Source organism: Nocardia sp. Root136 (genome assembly GCF_001427185.1).
Taxonomy (GTDB): Bacteria; Actinomycetota; Actinomycetes; order Mycobacteriales; family Mycobacteriaceae; genus Nocardia; species Nocardia salmonicida.
This window is the reverse complement of sequence record NZ_LMFE01000007.1, coordinates 233,310-249,062: the sequence shown is the minus strand read 5'-3', so window position 1 is coordinate 249,062 and position 15,753 is coordinate 233,310. Positions and strand designations below refer to the sequence as shown.

The window sequence follows — 15,753 nt, the reverse complement described above, 5'->3', positions numbered from 1 at the left end:
CACAGCCGTCTCGGGGGCACCGCCGATGTCCGGGCGATGGCATAGTATCCGCTCCATGTCTTCACCGGGGGCGCAGACCATCACCGTGCGCCATGATGGAACCGAACGAGTCTTCGAAGCGAGTCAGCAGATCACCATGGGCCGTGCGCCCGAGGTCACCCTGTTCGTGGACAGTCCGCTGGTCTCTCGTGTGCACGCCACTCTTCGATTCAGCAACGGCGCGTGGGTACTCGCCGACAACGGCAGTACCAACGGCGTCTTCGTCGACGCGCGCAGGCTCAACCAGCCCGTCTCGATCGACCGACCCACACAGGTACGCCTGGGTGACGCGATCACCGGGCCGCTGCTACACCTGGTCCCCGCGGCGCCTGGGGCGCGCCACGCGGCGACCATGGTCGCGCCGCCTTCACAACCACAGCACCAGCCGCACCACCAGCAACCTCACCACCAGCAGCCGCGTCCGCAGCAGCCGCATCCCGGCTTCCAGCCGCCGTCGCGCCCGCAACAACAGCAACCGCAATACGTACCCACCTCGCAGCTGCCCGCGCAGGCGCAGGACAACATCAATATGACCCGCCGCGCCGATTCGTCGATGCTGCCGCCGGTCCGCAAAGCGGCGTCGACCGAACCGGTCGCGCGGGGTGACCGCATTCCGCCTGGCGGCCTGAGTATCGGCCGCACCTCGGACAACCAGATCGTGGTGAACGATCCGCTGGCCTCGCGCGCACACGCGAAGCTGTTGTCCTCGCCCGAGGGCCTGGTGATCGAGGACCTCGGTTCGGCCAACGGCACCTTCGTCAACGGGCACCGTCAGCAGCGCTCGGTGCTGCACGAGCGCGACATCGTCACCATCGGCAACATCGACTTCGTCGTCACCCAGGGCGCGCTGGCGCATCGGCAGAAGCCGGTCGCCGAGCAGGGCCTTTCGGTGCACGGAGTCGGGTTCACGGTCGAGAACAACAAACAACTGCTCGTCGATGTGAACATGACGGCGGGGCGCGGGACACTGACCGCGCTGATCGGGCCGTCGGGCGCGGGCAAGTCGACGCTGTCGAAGCTGATCGCGGGCAACACCCAGCCCTCCGGCGGTGTGGTGACCTTCGAGGGACGCAACCTGCACGCCGAGTACGAGGCGCTGCGTTCGCGCATCGGCATGGTGCCCCAGGACGACGTGCTGCACCGTCAGCTCACCGTTCGCCAGGCGCTCGGCTTCGCCGCCGAACTGCGGCTGCCGCCCGATACCACCAAGAGCGACCGGCAGAAGGTGATCGACGGTGTGCTGCAAGAGCTTTCGCTCACCCAGCATGCCGACACCCGGGTGGACCGGCTGTCCGGTGGTCAGCGCAAGCGCGCGTCGGTGGCGATGGAGTTGCTCACCGGTCCGTCGCTGCTGATCCTCGACGAGCCGACCTCGGGCCTCGACCCGGCGCTGGATCGACAGGTCATGCAGATGCTGCGCGAGCTGGCCGACGCGGGCCGCGTGGTGATCGTGGTGACGCACTCGGTCGCCTGCCTGGATATGTGTGACCAGGTGGTGCTGCTGGCTCCCGGTGGCAAGACGGCTTTCGCCGGACATCCGGGTGGCGTCGGTGCGGCGATGGGGACGAGCGACTGGGCGGAGATCTTCGCCGAGGTCGCGGCCAACCCCGATCAAGCTTTCGCGAAGTATCGATCCAGGCAGGCGTATGTGCCGCCACCGCCGCCGGCTCAACCCAACCGCGGCAACGTGGGCGCTCCGCCACAGTCGAACGGCGTGCGTCAGTTCTCGACGCTGATCCGAAGACAGCTGCGGCTGATCTTCGCCGATCGCGGGTATTTGGCGTTCCTGGTGGTGTTGCCGTTCATTCTCGGTGCGTTGTCGCTGGTAGTGCCGGGCAGTGACGGGTTCACCGCGGCACCGCTGGTGCAGCTGCCCGATGGTTCGTTCGGGCGCGCCAGCGGCGGTGAGGCGCAGCAGTTGCTGGTGGTGCTCATCCTCGGCGCGTGCTTCATGGGCGCCACGCTCACGGTGCGTGACCTGGTCGGCGAACGGTCGATCTTCCTTCGCGAGCGTGCCGTCGGCCTACTGCCCTCGGCGTATCTGATGGCCAAGATCGTGGTGTTCAGCGTGACCGCGTTCCTGCAGTCGGCGGTGCTGATCGGCATCACGTTCATCGGCAAGAAGCCGCCGGGCGAGGGTTCGCTGATCCCGAACGGCAGCGTGGAACTGTATTTCGACATCGCGATGACGGCGGTGTGCTGCGTGGTGTTCGGCTTGCTGATGTCGAGCCTGGCCAAGTCCAACGAGCAGGTCATGCCGATGCTCGTGGTGATGATCATGGTGCAGCTGGTGATGGCCGGTGGCTTGATCCCGGTGACCGACCGCGTCGGCCTCGAGCAGGTGTCGTACCTGTTCCCCTCGCGCTGGGGTTACGCGGCCGGTGCGTCGACGGTGGATTTGAAGGAGCTGGTCCTCGGTACGCAGGAGGACTCGCTCTGGACCCACTCGGTCGGGATCTGGATTCTCGACATCGTGATGCTCATCGTGATCACCTCGATCATCGCCCTGTTCACCTGGAGCAGACTGCGACTGAAGAAGTCACAGGCATGATCCGGCAGGTCAGCGCCATTTCGGTGGGCAAGATGCGCGTGTCTGTCGCCGACCGGGCACACTTGAGCCTGTGACCGTTCGAGTTGGGGCCCTACATCTGGGGTGGGACGTGGTGTCCGTGGCCGCGGGTGGCGGCGCGACCCCGGTCCGGCCGGTACAGGTCGAGGGCACCTATACCCCGCCCGCCTACCTGCTCGCGGATGCCGCGGGCAGGTTGCACACCGCCGGTGTCGACCGGCAGCGACCGGACCTGGGGATGGCGATCGCCGATGTGCGCGACATCCTCGGCCACCCGCAGATCGTGATCGCCGGCGCCACCTGGCCCGCCGAGCTCGTCTTCCGGGCCAGGCTCTACAACCCGCTCGCGGCGATCGGAAAATACCTGCAGGGTAAGCCGCAATTGGTGGCGCTGCCGTATCCGGACAGCTGGCCCGAGGACAAGGTCGAGGTGTACGCGGCGCTCGTCGAGCAGCTCGACGTGGTCGTGGAACCGCTGCCGGAAAGTGTCGCGCTCTCGGGCTATGTGCGTGCGCTCGGACTGGTCTCCCCGCCCAGCGAGCGGCATCGCACCGGCATCGGCGCCACCGGGATCTACTCCGACGGGCGCGCGCTGCTGGTGGTCGCGGTGCACGGCGACGACGAGCAGCCGACCGAATCGACGGAGGTCGCGGTCAGCGCCGAGGCGCTGCGCGATGCCCGCACGGCCGACAACGTGGTGATCGAGGCGATGGCCGCGGCCCGTTCGATCGGCGCCGACACCTCGACGGTGCTGCTGGCAGGCAATGTCTGCTTCAACGATGCCCTGCGGTTCGCCTTCCAGAACCATCTCGGCCAGCGTCTGCACGTGGCCGACCATCCGATGCACGCGCTGGTCCTCGGCGCCGCGCATCTGCTGGTGACCGAGCCCGAACTCGACGACGAGGAGGACGACTATCCGGCCTCGGGACATCCCGGTCAGGCAGTCGCCGCCCAGGTCGGGTGGGGTGCGCAACCCACTGCGCCGCCCACCGCTCAGCCACCGGGTCCGGCCGGGTTCGTCGCCGGTCCGCCCGCCGCGCAACCGCCGCGTCCTGCCTCCAGCGCACCGCGGCACGCGCTCGAACACGACGACTCCGAGGACGACGACCGCCGCGGCAAACTGCTCGGTAAGGTGAAGAAGGGCTTCTTCGGAGCACCGGCTGTGGTCGGCGCGCTGGCGCTGGTCGCATTCCAGCCCGACCCCGCCGTTGCCACCGCCGCCGAACCGGTGAGCTGCGCGTTCACCCCGTACACCAACACGGTCCCGCGTGAGGGCATCGCGACCGCGCGCGGCGTGCTCGTCGACGACCACGCCTGCGTCACCCCGGGCATCGACACCCTGCGCTACCTCATTCCAGGCCCGGCGCGGGCGACCGATCCGGGACCGCCGGTAGTGATCTAGCGACGCGGTCGACGATCGCTTGTGATCAGCATCGCCCGATTGTGGGTCGGTGATGCGTGGCTGGTATCGTTGCCGGTTGGCGTGTGGAACGTCGAACCGTTCGCGGGTCGGCGTCTCCTCGATGTCCTGGGTCTCCACCGGCCGCCAGGGCAACCCGATCCACACAACAGGGCCGGCAACACCGACGACAGACAGGGATCCACTGTGCCTACGTACAGCCCCAAGGCAGGTGACACCACCCGCAAGTGGTACGTCATCGATGCCACTGACGTAGTCCTCGGCCGTCTCGCCGTGCAGGCCGCTGGCCTGCTGCGCGGCAAGGGCAAGCCGACCTACGCACCCCACGTCGATGGTGGCGACTTCGTCATCATCATCAACGCGGAAAAGGTTGCCATCTCCGGCAACAAGAAGAACGACAAGCTCATCCACCACCACAGCGGACACCCGGGCGGCCTCAAGTCGCGCACTGTCGGCGAGGTGTTGGCGACCCGTCCCGATCGTCTCGTGGAGAAGGCCGTCAAGGGCATGATCCCGAAGAACAAGCTGGGTAACGCGATCGCGGGCAAGCTGAAGGTCTACGCAGGCCCGAACCACCCCCACGCCGCGCAGCAGCCGGTTCCGTTCGAGATCAAGCAGGTGGCCCAGTGACCGCTCCTGAAGAGTTCGCAGCCGAAGAGTTCGACGCCACCGATGAGGTCGTAGTCGAGATCGTCGAAGACGGCGAAGGCTACGCTGAAGGCGAATACGTCGAAGAAGAGCTGGCTTTCGAGCCGCTCGGCCTCGACCGCCCGGTGCAGACCGTCGGCCGTCGTAAGGAAGCCGTTGTTCGCGTTCGCATGGTGCCCGGTTCGGGCAACTTCGAGCTCAACGGCCGCACCATCGAGGATTACTTCCCGAACAAGGTGCACCAGCAGCTCGTGAAGTCCCCGCTGGTTCTGGTCGAGCGTGTCGAGAACTTCGACATCTTCGCTCGCCTGGTCGGTGGCGGCCCGTCGGGTCAGGCAGGCGCCCTGCGTCTGGCTATCGCCCGCGCGCTGATCGTGGTCACCCCGGACGACCGTCCCGCCCTCAAGCGTGCCGGCTTCCTGACGCGTGACCCGCGTGCCACCGAGCGTAAGAAGTACGGCCTGAAGAAGGCCCGTAAGGCGCCTCAGTACTCGAAGCGCTGATTTACGCACTGTCGACCGCCGTCTTCGCTTACTTTGGTTGAGACGGTACGGTCGGCGGAGCACGTGTGCGAGAGCAGGCTTCCAGCACGGCTGGTCGCCTGCTCTCGTGCTGTATTCGGGGACTAACTACAGGTAGAGGGTTTTATGGGACGGCTGTTCGGCACAGACGGTGTTCGTGGGCTCGCCAACGAGTCGCTGACCCCGGAACTGGCGATGCGCGTCGCCGCCGCGGCAGCACAGGTGCTCTCGCGCGGCAAGAAGCGTCCGGTCGCGGTGCTCGGTCGCGACCCCCGCGCCAGCGGCGAGATGCTCGAGGCCGCGGTGACCGCAGGCCTGACCTCCGTCGGCGTCGACGTCCTCTCGGTGGGCGTGCTGCCCACCCCGGCCGTGGCCTATCTGACCGGCCTGTACGACGCGTGCTTCGGCGTGATGATCTCCGCCTCGCACAATCCCATGCCCGACAACGGCATCAAGATCTTCGCGGCGGGTGGGCACAAGCTCGACGACGTCATCGAGGCGCGGATCGAAGCCCTGATCGCCGAAGGCGTCACCGTGCGCCCGACCGGCGCGGGTATCGGCCGGGTACGCGGCGACTACTCCGTCGAGGGCACACACGAACGCTATGTCGAGCATCTGCTCGAATCCACCGGGCAGGATCTGTCCGGGCTCACCGTCGTTGTCGACTGCGCGCACGGTGCGGCCGCCGAGGTGGCCCCGCAGGTGTACCGGGAGGCGGGCGCGACGGTGATCGCGATCAACGCCGAACCCAACGGGCTCAATATCAATGATGGTTGCGGCTCGACGCATCTGGACAATGTGCGGGCCGCGGTCCTGAAAAACGGCGCCGACCTCGGCATCGCGCTCGACGGCGACGCCGATCGTTGCCTCGCGGTGGATGCGGCGGGCGAGACCGTCGACGGTGACGCGATCATGGCCGTGCTCGCGCTGGCGATGCGCGACGCGGGCGAGCTGGTCGACAACACGCTGGTCGCGACCGTGATGAGCAACCTCGGTCTGCATATCGCGATGCGCGCCGCCGAGATCACCGTGATCACCGCCGCCGTCGGCGACCGGTACGTGCTGGAGGAACTGCGGCGCGGTGGGTTCAGCCTGGGTGGGGAACAGTCCGGCCATGTGGTGTTCCCGCGGTTCGGCACCACCGGTGACGGGGTGCTCACCGGCCTGCGGTTGATGGCGCGGATGGCGCAGACCAAGGCCACGTTGGCCTCGCTGGCCTCGGTGATGACCACGGTGCCGCAGGTGCTGGTGAACGTCGCGGTGTCCGACAAGGCCGCCGTCGCGGCTGCTCCCGAGGTGCGGGAGGCCGTCGCCGAGGCGGAGCGGATCCTCGGGGAAACCGGCCGGATCCTGTTGCGACCCAGCGGGACCGAGCAGTTGGTGCGGGTGATGGTGGAGGCCACCGATCCGGCACAGGCGCGTCAGCTGGCCGATGACCTGGCGAAACGGGTCGCCGCCGTCTAGTCGCCTGGCGGGTCCGGTGCGCGGCAACTAGTATCGAGATTCGCCGTAAGGACCTGTGTGCCCGTGGCGCGTGTGTGCTGCTCGGCGCAGGCGGTTGTTTTGGCGCGCAGCACGATTCGAAGGGGGCCGAGATGGTTCCGCCGCTGCCTGCCCGCAACTATCAAGACCAGTACCCGTACGAGTACGGCGAAGCCGATCAGCCGCACCGCTGTGGTGGGGCCTGTGGGCGACCGGGATGCCGCGAAGTGCCGCAAGGCTATTCGCCTACGGCCCCGATCCGCGACGAGGGTTACGGGCAGTTCGAGTATGAGCAGGCCGCGAGTACGCGCCCGTTCGCGGCGTCACGGGTGCCACGTTCGCGATCGTTCATCGCGGTGGTCGCCGTGCTCGGTGTCACCTGCGGTGTGGGGCTGATCGGGGCCAAGCTCGGTTCCGAAATCGACCTGTTCGGCGCCGCCGCACCGGCTGTGGTGCGGTCGTTCTAGAACTGCCCCACGACGAACCCACTGAACAGCACCAGGAAGCCGCCGATCTCGCCCACAATCAGCCCGTACATCGACAGCCGTAGTTCGGTGGGGATCCGCCCGTCGAACTGGTTGGTGGTGTCACGGCGCAGCCCGTGCAGGGCGTAGCTGGCGATCGCGCCGACGAAGAACGCGAGCACGACCAGGTCCGCGGTCAGGTTGACGATCGTCGGCCAGGCGCTGAGCTCGGTGAACACCGCGAGCAGGATCCCCGCGAAGGAGTACATCAGCGCGGCGCGATGGGCGATGTCGACATAGACGTGTGCCGCGCCCGCGACGCGGATGCCGTGGTATTTCCAGATCCCGAGCAACAGGGCGCTCAGGAAGATCACTCCGGTGACGAGCAGCGTGATGCGGGTATCGATGCCTGGTGCGTAGTCCATGTGCCTATTCCTCGGTGAGTAGCCCACCGGACATATGCCAACGACGGGTCGCACGAACAGAATCCAGCATCCGGCGATCATGCGTCACCAGAATCAACGTGCCGGAGAAGGAGTCGACCGCCTGCTCGAGCTGTTCGATGGCGGGCAGATCGAGATGGTTGGTCGGCTCGTCGAGGACGAGCAGGTTCACCCCGCGTGCCTGGAGCAGGGCCAGCGCCGCGCGGGTGCGTTCGCCGGGGGACAGGGTGTCGCAGGCGCGGGTCACATGCGGCCCGCGCAGGCCGAACTTGGCCAGCAGCGTGCGGACTTCGGCGTCGGGCCAGTCGGGCATCGCCGCGGCGAAGGTGTCGGCCAGCGCGTCGCCACCACGGAACAGCCCACGGGCCTGGTCGACCTCACCGATCTCGACCCCGGAACCCAGTGCGGCCGAACCGGAATCGGGTGCGATCTTGCCGAGCAGGAGACCGAGCAGGGTCGACTTGCCCGAGCCGTTGGCGCCGGTGAGCACGATCCGGTCGGCCCAGTCGATCTGCGTGGTGATCGGGCCGAGGGTGAACTCACCGCGCGCGAGGGTGGCGTTGTTGGCCGTCGCGACCACCGCGCCGCTGCGGGGCGCGGTCGCGATCTCCATCCGCAGTTCCCATTCCTTGCGCGGTTCGTCGACCACGTCGAGGCGCTCGATGCGGCGCTGGGTCTGGCGGGCCTTGGCGGCCTGCTTCTCGGTGGATTCCGCGCGGGTTTTGCGGCCCATCTTGTCGGAGTCGTTCTTGCCCTTGCGGCGGGCATTGCGCACGCCGTGCTCGAGCCAATTGCGCTGCATCTGCGCGCGTGACTCCAAACCTGCTTTGGTGTCGGCGAATTCGTCGTAGGCCTCGCGGGCGTGTTTGCGGGCTATCTCGCGTTCGGCGAGGTAAGCGTCGTAGCCGCCGTCGTAGAAGCCTGTTTGCTGCTGAGCCAGGTCGAGTTCGAGGACGCTGTTGACGGTGCGCGCCAGGAACTCTCGATCGTGGCTGATCACCATGAGCGGTACCCGCACGCCGGTGACGAACCGTTCCAGCCGGTCGAGGCCGTCGAGATCGAGGTCGTTGGTCGGCTCGTCGAGCAGCAGAATGTCGAAGCGCGACAACAACACCGAGGCCAGCCCCGCGCGGGCCGCCTGGCCGCCGGACAGGCCCGTCATCGGAGTGTCGAGGCCACTGGCCAATCCGTTGGTCAGCCCCAGATCCGCGGCGACCTCTTCGGCGCGCTGATCGAGATCCGCACCGCCCAATGCCAGCCAATGTTCCAACGCGGGTGAGTAATCGTCGTCGCCGCCGTCGCCGAGACGTTCGGCCGCCGCGTCCATCACCTGCTGGGCGTGCGCGACTCCGGTTCGGCGCGAGAGGAATTCGAGCACCGTCTCGCCTTCGATGCGCTCCGGTTCCTGTGTCAGGTAGCCGACGGTCGCATCGGGCGGGCTCAACGCGATGGTGCCCTCGCCCGGCTCGCGCTCGGCCAGCATCCGCAGCAGCGTCGACTTGCCCGCGCCGTTCACCCCGACCAGCCCGATCACATCGCCGGGGGCGAGAGTGAAATCGAGGTCGGCGAACAGGGTCCGTTCGGCGTGCCCCGCGGACAGGCCGCTGGCGTGCAATGTCGTGCTCACCTCGACAATTGTGCCCGTCTCGGGGTCTGACCCTGAGGTCGGGGCCTGTCGAAATCAGGGTGCGGATAGGTCTGTGGACCGATGCGGGTGGGGGTGTTCGATAGGCACAGTGGAGATATCACCGCTCCACAGGAAGGCAACATCATGACCGCCCCCGCCCGCCGCATCACCCGTTCGACCAGCAACAAGTGGATCGCAGGCGTCTGCGGTGGCCTCGCCGAACGCTACGGCTGGAACCCCAACGTCGTCCGCCTGGTCTTCGTCGTGTCCTGCCTGCTGCCCGGCCCGCAGTTCCTGATCTACCTGGCGATGTGGATCCTCATCCCGAACAAGTAGCCCCGAACCTCCCGGCACCCGCTCGCGGATGACAAGATGGTGGCAACCCCGCCACGTCGTCATCCGCGAGTTTCCCGTTGGAGGAGCAGTCATGGTCACCTCGGGTGAGTTCCCCGGCCTCGGCCTACCCGACATCGACGCCCACTCGTCCCTGGGCGGCCTCGGCCCCGTAGAACTGAACAACCCATCCCTCGACCTCGACCACGACGGCGTCGTCGACTCCCTCTCCACCGGCGACGCGGACTCGACCAGCATCTGGTCCGACTACGACCACGACGGCCTGGCCGACCACGTCACCGTCGTCGAGGAGGACGGCGACTACGCCGCCTGGGAGTACCACCGTCATCCCGACGGGACGTCGGAGTGGCGGAAGACGGATCAGGGGAATCTGGAGAAGTAGCGCACGAGGGTGTCGCTGTGGTCGAATCCGAGCACAGCGGCATTCGTCGTGTGATCGTGGAACCGATCCGGGTCGTGGCGCGTCTAAGGGAGTAGTGCGCCTGCCGGCGCTTGACCAGAAGGAGGGGGAAGTGGGCAATTCGGTTACGGTCGATCCGACGGCTCTGCGTAAGGCTGCCTCGAACTTGAAGGCATCGGCGGCGGACATCGGCACATGCTCTGCCGATGTCAAGGGCTGGTCCTTCACCGCCGCGCAAGCCGGTCGCGACTACGGCGCGGAGGGGACGAAGGTCGGGGGCGTGATCGGCAAGGTCGAGACCTGGTTGAAGAACTGGCAGACCGCGATCGACAAGACGGGCGTTCAGTTCGGTACCAGTGCCGATACTTACGCAACGGTCGATGATGCCAACGTCAAGAAGATAACTGCTGCTGGGGTGAACCTTTGATGCGCACGCTGGTGTCCACATATTCGGTCGTGTCCGGGGTTGTTCATGGCTGACTCTCCGAGCTGGCCGAGTATTCCGACCGGGGGTAGCGCAGACGAGATGCTCGACCTAGGAGCGGAAGGTTTGCAGTATTTCGTTGAATACCTACCTCGCTATGGAAAAGCGCTGGCAGTTACGAAAGTTCCGGGTAGATCCGAACTGCTGGCGGGTACGAACGGAAGTTTCGACGCGATCTATGCCAAATACGATACTGAACGTGGTATGGATATCGCGGCAATCGACCGGATGTCTACCGCTCTATCCAAGGTAATGGCTAAACTGCCAGGCGAGATCGACGAACAGCGGCGGCAACTCTCGGCGTTGCCGTCAATATGGCAGGGCCAGGCAGGCGACTCCGCATCCAACATGCTGAATGCGCAGATTGTCCGTGCCGAACAAGATCGCATCGAAGCCGCGACAATATCGCTGGAGCTCAGCTATGTTTCGACTGCGCTGCGCACTGCTGTGCGGCACAAAGCGGTTACAGTCCAAAGCTTCTGGTCCCCAAATACGCCTGACATCCCGCAGCAGAACAGCAGCGGGATGAGTCGCACTGCGATCGATGCGTACATCCAAGAGGTGACGTATGACCTAGATACTTCTTCTGATGCAAGCAAGAAGGCTAAGCAGTGGTTGATTGATATCTTCATACCTCATGTCCACGCGACATACGATAAATTCATTCAGCTCTGTAAGGAAGTCGATACCGAGGTCCGTCGAATTTACGGCGTTCTTGTCGAAGCCTTGAATGGACTGGATACCGGCGCATACCCGATGCCGCAGGATTCCAGCAAGCCGCAGACACCTGTGACGACGGAGCAGCCCCAAACGAAAGATACGTCGAAGGGTGACACGTCGACCGGTGGCACACCGTCGACGACAGAGGACACGTCGACCAAACCGGCGACCACCGAGGACCCGTCGACCACCAAGGACGACGATGACGATGACGACGACATCACCGATACGATCAGCGAGATCACCGATACGGTCAGCGAAGTGATGACCGGTCTCACGTCGCTCGTGTCATCGGTCAGTGAACTCGAATCACTCGTCACCACCACGGCGGAGACAATCAGTTCCGGGCTGACTTCGCTCAGTACCTCGGTTCAAGAGGGTTTCGCGTCGATTTCGAGCCAGTTGAGCAGCTTGATGTCCGGTGGTGCGACATTCGATCTGAACGGCACCCAAGTCAGTGTGGGAACCGATGCGAACGGCCAACTCACGGTGAGTACCACCGACGCTGCCGGAAACTCACACGAATACGGCATGACGCTCGATGCGAACGGCATCCCGGTGATCAGCGACGACCAGACCAGCGGCGAAATCGGTTCGGGCACACCGGAGACCGGCACGGGCCAGGGGCCGACCGGTCTCGAAGACACTGATGAGGGGACGTCCTCGGGTGCGACACCGAACCCGACCGGTTCTCTCAACGCCAAAGGCTATGCCGCAGAGAACATGCCGGGGGCAGGCTCGACGCCGAGTGCGGACAACGAGCCCGACGGCGAACATTGGGCGGAAGAGTATCCGGTGAGCCAGCAGCCCGATCCGGGTGACTCCGGTGCGGTCCTGGCCGAGGCGGGACCGCTGTGAATCAACGAATTGAGGGGGTTTCGTCATGAGTCGATCGCGGATCGACGAAGGCGCCTACGAGTTCCTTCGCCGGGTGCAGATTCTGGACGACGAGTACGACCAGATGCGCAACAGCCTCGCCGTGCACAACAACGGTCACGAGATACTCGCCGAGATTCAAGCGGTCAGGGAGCGCGAAGCGGCCGAAGCCGAAGAGCGGGAACGGCTCGAAGCGGAGGAACGCGAGCGCCAGGACGCCGCGGCCAGAGAGCAACGCGAAGCCATCGCGCGATCTATCGCGGCTCGGCGCGCCAATGACCGCGCTGCGCCACTGGACGACGACGATCCCGAAGCCGAGTACTACCAGCGCAAGAGTTGGCTGGTCTGAATCGTCAGCGCGACGCCGAATACGGGCGGTGATCGCGCCGGGCGGATGCGGCCCGGAGGCTTTAGCCGCGGATGAGCTTGGCGACCGTGCCGATGGACAACTTCGGCGCCTCGACTTCGACCTCGGCGTGCGGGTCGACCACCTTCGTGTGGGGGAGCTCGGCTTCCGGGTCGGCGAAGGCCGCGTACTTCTTGTCGGCGAGGACTGTGGCGAGGAGGTAGCCGGTGACCAGGGCTCGGGTGGTTTTGTCGGTTTTGTGTTCGTAGCGGCCCGCGCCGAGGGCGGCGAAGAGGCGGCGGCCTTCGATGATGCCGTTGTGGGAGGCGCCGTTGATGGTGCGCAGGATCGACGTGCCGGACCAGGCGGCGGCCAGGGCACGGGCGTTGGAGCTGACCGAGTCGAGGTCGTCGCCGGTCAGGATCAGGCCGGGCGTGTCGATTTCGGGGGCGATGTTCTCCGCGACGGGGGAGGTGGGGGCGGGAAAGAGGGCCACTACGGTGGCTACCCGGCGTTGAGCTGCGGCGATCACGGCGGCACCGGCTCCCATGCCGTGACCGGCGAGGGCGAGGCGGTCGGGGTGGACGCTGATGGTGCCGTCACCGAGGCGGACCTTGGTGACGATGTCGAGCGTGGTGAGCAAGTCGGTGCCGAGGTCGAGGTGTGACGGGATCGGGCCGCGCTCGGTGTCGGGCGCGGCGACCACGAAACCCCACGATGCGATGTGCTCGAGCAGGCTCTTGTAGTTCTCGGCGCTGGTCAGCCAGCCGTGCGCGAACGCGACAGCGGGCAGGTTCAGTCCGGACTCGGGTGTGTACACCACACCCGGCTGACCTGCGATCCCTAGGTTCCCGCGCAGCACCCGGTGAGGGCCGCGCACGGACAGGGTGCTCAGGAGCGATTTTGCAGACACCGACACGGCGAGAAGAGTATCCGATCAGTAGGGTGGGGGACCATGTGCGGAATCGTGGGCTACGTCGGATACCGGGATGCGCTCGGCGTTGTCGTCGACGCGTTGCGACGCATGGAGTATCGCGGATACGACTCGGCGGGGGTCGCGATCCTCGACGGAAACGGCGCTCTCGCGGTCGAACGTAAGGCCGGGCGGCTGGCCAATCTGGAAGCCGAACTGGGCGAGGCGGGGACCGAGCGTTTCGCCGGGTCGACCGGTATGGGACACACCCGCTGGGCCACCCACGGCGCGCCCACCGACCGCAACGCGCACCCGCACCGCGACGTCTCCGGCAAGCTCGCCGTGGTCCACAACGGCATCATCGAGAACTTCGCGCCGCTGCGCCGCGAGCTGGAGGAAACGGGCGCGGAGCTGCTCAGCGACACCGATACCGAGGTAACGGTGCATCTGGTGTCGCGCGCCTACGCCGAAGGCCCGACCGCCGGTGACTTCACCGCGAGTGTGCACGCCGTGCTGCAGCGCCTCGAGGGCGCGTTCACGCTGGTGTTCACCCATGCCGATCACCCCGGCACGATCGTCGCGGCCCGCCGGTCGACGCCGCTGGTCGTCGGGGTCGGTGAGGGCGAGATGTTCATCGCCTCCGACGTCACCGCGTTCATCGAGCACACCCGCGAGGCGGTCGAGCTCGGGCAGAACCAGGCCGTGGTGATCACCAAGGACGGCTACGAAGTCACTGACTTCGCGGGCAACACCGACGGGGTGGTCAGCCGACCGTTCACCATCGACTGGGACCTCGCCGCCGCCGAGAAGGGTGGCCACGACTACTTCATGCTCAAGGAGATCGAGGAGCAGCCCACCGCCGTCGCCGACACCCTGTTGGGGCATTTCGTCGTCGACGAGAAGGGCGGCCGGATCGTTCTCGACGAACAGCGCCTCGCCGACCAGGAGCTGCGCGAGTTCGACAAGGTGTTCGTCGTCGCCTGTGGCAGTTCGTATCACGCGGGGTTGCTCGCCAAGTACGCGATCGAGCACTGGACCCGGGTGCCGGTGGAGGTGGAGCTCGCCAGCGAATTCCGCTACCGCGACCCGGTTCTGGACCGGTCGACGCTGGTGGTGGCGATTTCGCAGTCCGGTGAAACCGCGGACACCCTCGAGGCGGTGCGCCACGCCAAGGAGCAGAAGGCGCGCGTGCTGGCCATCTGCAACACCAACGGGGCGCAGATTCCGCGCGAATCCGACGCGGTGATCTACACGCGGACCGGGCCCGAGATCGGCGTCGCGTCGACCAAGGCGTTCCTGGCGCAGGTCGCCGCCAATTACCTGGTGGGTCTGGCGCTGGCCCAGGCGCGCGGAACCAAGTACCCCGACGAGGTGGCTCGCGAGTTCGCCGAGCTCGAGTCGATGCCGAAGCTGATCTCGCGCGTGCTCGAAACCGCGCCGCAGGTGCGGGCCATCGCGCGCGAGCTGGCGCATGTGCCGACGGTGCTGTTCCTCGGTCGCCATGTGGGCTACCCGGTGGCGCTGGAGGGTGCGCTCAAGCTCAAGGAACTGGCCTACATGCACGCCGAGGGGTTCGCCGCGGGCGAGCTCAAGCACGGACCGATCGCGCTGATCGAAGAAGGTCTGCCGGTGATCGTGGTGATGCCGTCGCCGAAGGGGCGCGCGGTGCTGCATTCCAAGCTGCTCAGCAACATTCGCGAGATCCAGGCGCGCGGGGCCCGCACGATCGTGATCGCCGAAGAGGGCGACGACACGGTGCGCCCGTTCGCCGACGACCTGATCGAGATCCCGGCGGCGCCGACGCTGTACCAGCCGTTGCTGTCCACGGTGCCCTTGCAGATCTTCGCCGCCGAGGTGGCGCAGACGCTGGGCTACGACGTGGACAAGCCCCGCAACCTGGCCAAGTCGGTCACTGTCGAATAGGGCCTCGGGCCGGCCTCATCGCGAGGCCGGCAGGCTCACTTGACCGTGATGGAGCCGCGCATGTCCGGGTGCAGGGTGCACAGGTAGCGGTAGGTGCCTGGTTGGGTGAAGGTGTAGGACCATTCGCCCTTGTCGATGATGGGGCTGTTGAGGCCCATCGCCTTGTCGCCGATGCCCTGCACGTTGTGGGGGACCTTGTCGGAGAACTTCCAGGTGACCGTCTCGCCGACCTTGATGGTGGCGTCGGCGGGGGCGTAACTCATGCCGCCGACCTCGACCGTGAGGTTGGTGGGTGGGTGTTGTTGGGTGCTGGTCGTGGTGGTGACCGGGCGGGGTTTGCGGGTTGTGGTGGTGGCGGCGTTTCCGGAGTCGCCGGAACAGCCGGCGGACAACAGGGCGGCGGCCACGACGAATCCGGCGACAAACCGGGCGGATGCGGCGCGGTGACGAACCATCGACATGGGTGTGGAGCGTAGTCTGCGAGCGATCCTGGGCCGGTCGGCGGCCCGTTTCGGGCAGCTGGG

General features: G+C 66.4%; 16 protein-coding genes. 12 read left to right on the top strand and 4 right to left on the bottom strand.

The annotated features are described in order from the left end of the window. Positions 1 to 55: 55 nt before the first annotated feature. From ASD42_RS18340 to ASD42_RS18315, 6 genes are all read left to right on the top strand, one after another. Positions 56 to 2,590 (top strand): ATP-binding cassette domain-containing protein, encoded by a 2,535-nt coding sequence (locus tag ASD42_RS18340; protein WP_056818245.1) that lies wholly within the window; start codon positions 56 to 58, stop codon positions 2,588 to 2,590. A gap of 70 nt (positions 2,591 to 2,660) precedes the next feature. After that, on the top strand, positions 2,661 to 4,010 hold the full coding sequence (locus ASD42_RS18335) for a hypothetical protein (protein ID WP_235569665.1): 1,350 nt from the start codon (positions 2,661 to 2,663) through the stop codon (positions 4,008 to 4,010). Positions 4,011 to 4,214: 204 nt separating this feature from the next. Beyond that, positions 4,215 to 4,658, top strand: a complete 444-nt coding sequence (gene rplM, locus ASD42_RS18330; RefSeq protein ID WP_056819237.1) for a 50S ribosomal protein L13 — start codon at positions 4,215 to 4,217, stop codon at positions 4,656 to 4,658. Then, the gene (rpsI, locus tag ASD42_RS18325; RefSeq protein WP_082844303.1) at positions 4,655 to 5,179 is read left to right on the top strand and encodes a 30S ribosomal protein S9; all 525 of its coding nucleotides are present in this window, start codon (positions 4,655 to 4,657) and stop codon (positions 5,177 to 5,179) included. The genes rplM and rpsI overlap by 4 nt, the downstream gene beginning before the upstream one ends. A gap of 144 nt (positions 5,180 to 5,323) precedes the next feature. Further along, positions 5,324 to 6,661 (top strand): phosphoglucosamine mutase, encoded by a 1,338-nt coding sequence (gene glmM / locus ASD42_RS18320; RefSeq protein WP_056818241.1) that lies wholly within the window; start codon positions 5,324 to 5,326, stop codon positions 6,659 to 6,661. Between the two features lie 131 nt (positions 6,662 to 6,792). Then, entirely contained in the window at positions 6,793 to 7,146 is a 354-nt protein-coding gene (locus tag ASD42_RS18315; protein ID WP_056818239.1) for a hypothetical protein, read from the top strand. Here the strand turns inward: ASD42_RS18315 and ASD42_RS18310 are convergent. Together ASD42_RS18310 and ASD42_RS18305 are read right to left on the bottom strand one after the other, a co-directional pair. Continuing rightward, a complete protein-coding gene (locus ASD42_RS18310) occupies positions 7,143 to 7,568 on the bottom strand; it encodes a hypothetical protein (protein ID WP_056818237.1) in 426 nt (141 codons plus the stop codon). The genes ASD42_RS18315 and ASD42_RS18310 overlap by 4 nt on opposite strands. 4 nt (positions 7,569 to 7,572) lie before the next feature. Continuing rightward, a complete protein-coding gene (locus ASD42_RS18305) occupies positions 7,573 to 9,159 on the bottom strand; it encodes an ABC-F family ATP-binding cassette domain-containing protein (protein ID WP_442938658.1) in 1,587 nt (528 codons plus the stop codon). A 198-nt stretch (positions 9,160 to 9,357) separates the two neighbouring features. On the opposite strand from ASD42_RS18305, the gene ASD42_RS18300 reads away from it, so the two are divergent. From ASD42_RS18300 to ASD42_RS18280, 5 genes are all read left to right on the top strand, one after another. After that, positions 9,358 to 9,549 (top strand): PspC domain-containing protein, encoded by a 192-nt coding sequence (locus ASD42_RS18300; RefSeq protein WP_056819227.1) that lies wholly within the window; start codon positions 9,358 to 9,360, stop codon positions 9,547 to 9,549. A gap of 91 nt (positions 9,550 to 9,640) precedes the next feature. After that, positions 9,641 to 9,949, top strand: a complete 309-nt coding sequence (locus ASD42_RS18295; protein WP_056818233.1) for a DUF6802 family protein — start codon at positions 9,641 to 9,643, stop codon at positions 9,947 to 9,949. A 130-nt stretch (positions 9,950 to 10,079) separates the two neighbouring features. Beyond that, a complete protein-coding gene (locus tag ASD42_RS18290) occupies positions 10,080 to 10,394 on the top strand; it encodes a type VII secretion target (protein WP_056819224.1) in 315 nt (104 codons plus the stop codon). Between the two features lie 99 nt (positions 10,395 to 10,493). After that, positions 10,494 to 12,029, top strand: coding sequence for a hypothetical protein (locus ASD42_RS34445; RefSeq protein WP_156677503.1), 1,536 nt, complete (start codon positions 10,494 to 10,496; stop codon positions 12,027 to 12,029). Between the two features lie 25 nt (positions 12,030 to 12,054). Next, on the top strand, positions 12,055 to 12,396 hold the full coding sequence (locus ASD42_RS18280; RefSeq protein WP_056818229.1) for a hypothetical protein: 342 nt from the start codon (positions 12,055 to 12,057) through the stop codon (positions 12,394 to 12,396). Between the two features lie 61 nt (positions 12,397 to 12,457). Here the strand turns inward: ASD42_RS18280 and ASD42_RS18275 are convergent, their stop codons facing one another. Then, positions 12,458 to 13,312: a dienelactone hydrolase family protein gene (locus tag ASD42_RS18275; RefSeq protein WP_056818227.1), complete on the bottom strand. Its 855-nt coding sequence runs from the start codon at positions 13,310 to 13,312 to the stop codon at positions 12,458 to 12,460. Positions 13,313 to 13,348: 36 nt separating this feature from the next. Between ASD42_RS18275 and glmS the strand changes: the two genes are divergently transcribed. Next, the gene (gene glmS / locus ASD42_RS18270; RefSeq protein ID WP_056818225.1) at positions 13,349 to 15,229 is read left to right on the top strand and encodes a glutamine--fructose-6-phosphate transaminase (isomerizing); all 1,881 of its coding nucleotides are present in this window, start codon (positions 13,349 to 13,351) and stop codon (positions 15,227 to 15,229) included. A gap of 35 nt (positions 15,230 to 15,264) precedes the next feature. On the opposite strand, the gene ASD42_RS18265 is transcribed toward glmS, so the two are convergent. Further along, the gene (locus ASD42_RS18265) at positions 15,265 to 15,690 is read right to left on the bottom strand and encodes a plastocyanin/azurin family copper-binding protein (RefSeq protein ID WP_082844301.1); all 426 of its coding nucleotides are present in this window, start codon (positions 15,688 to 15,690) and stop codon (positions 15,265 to 15,267) included. Positions 15,691 to 15,753 lie beyond the last annotated feature (63 nt).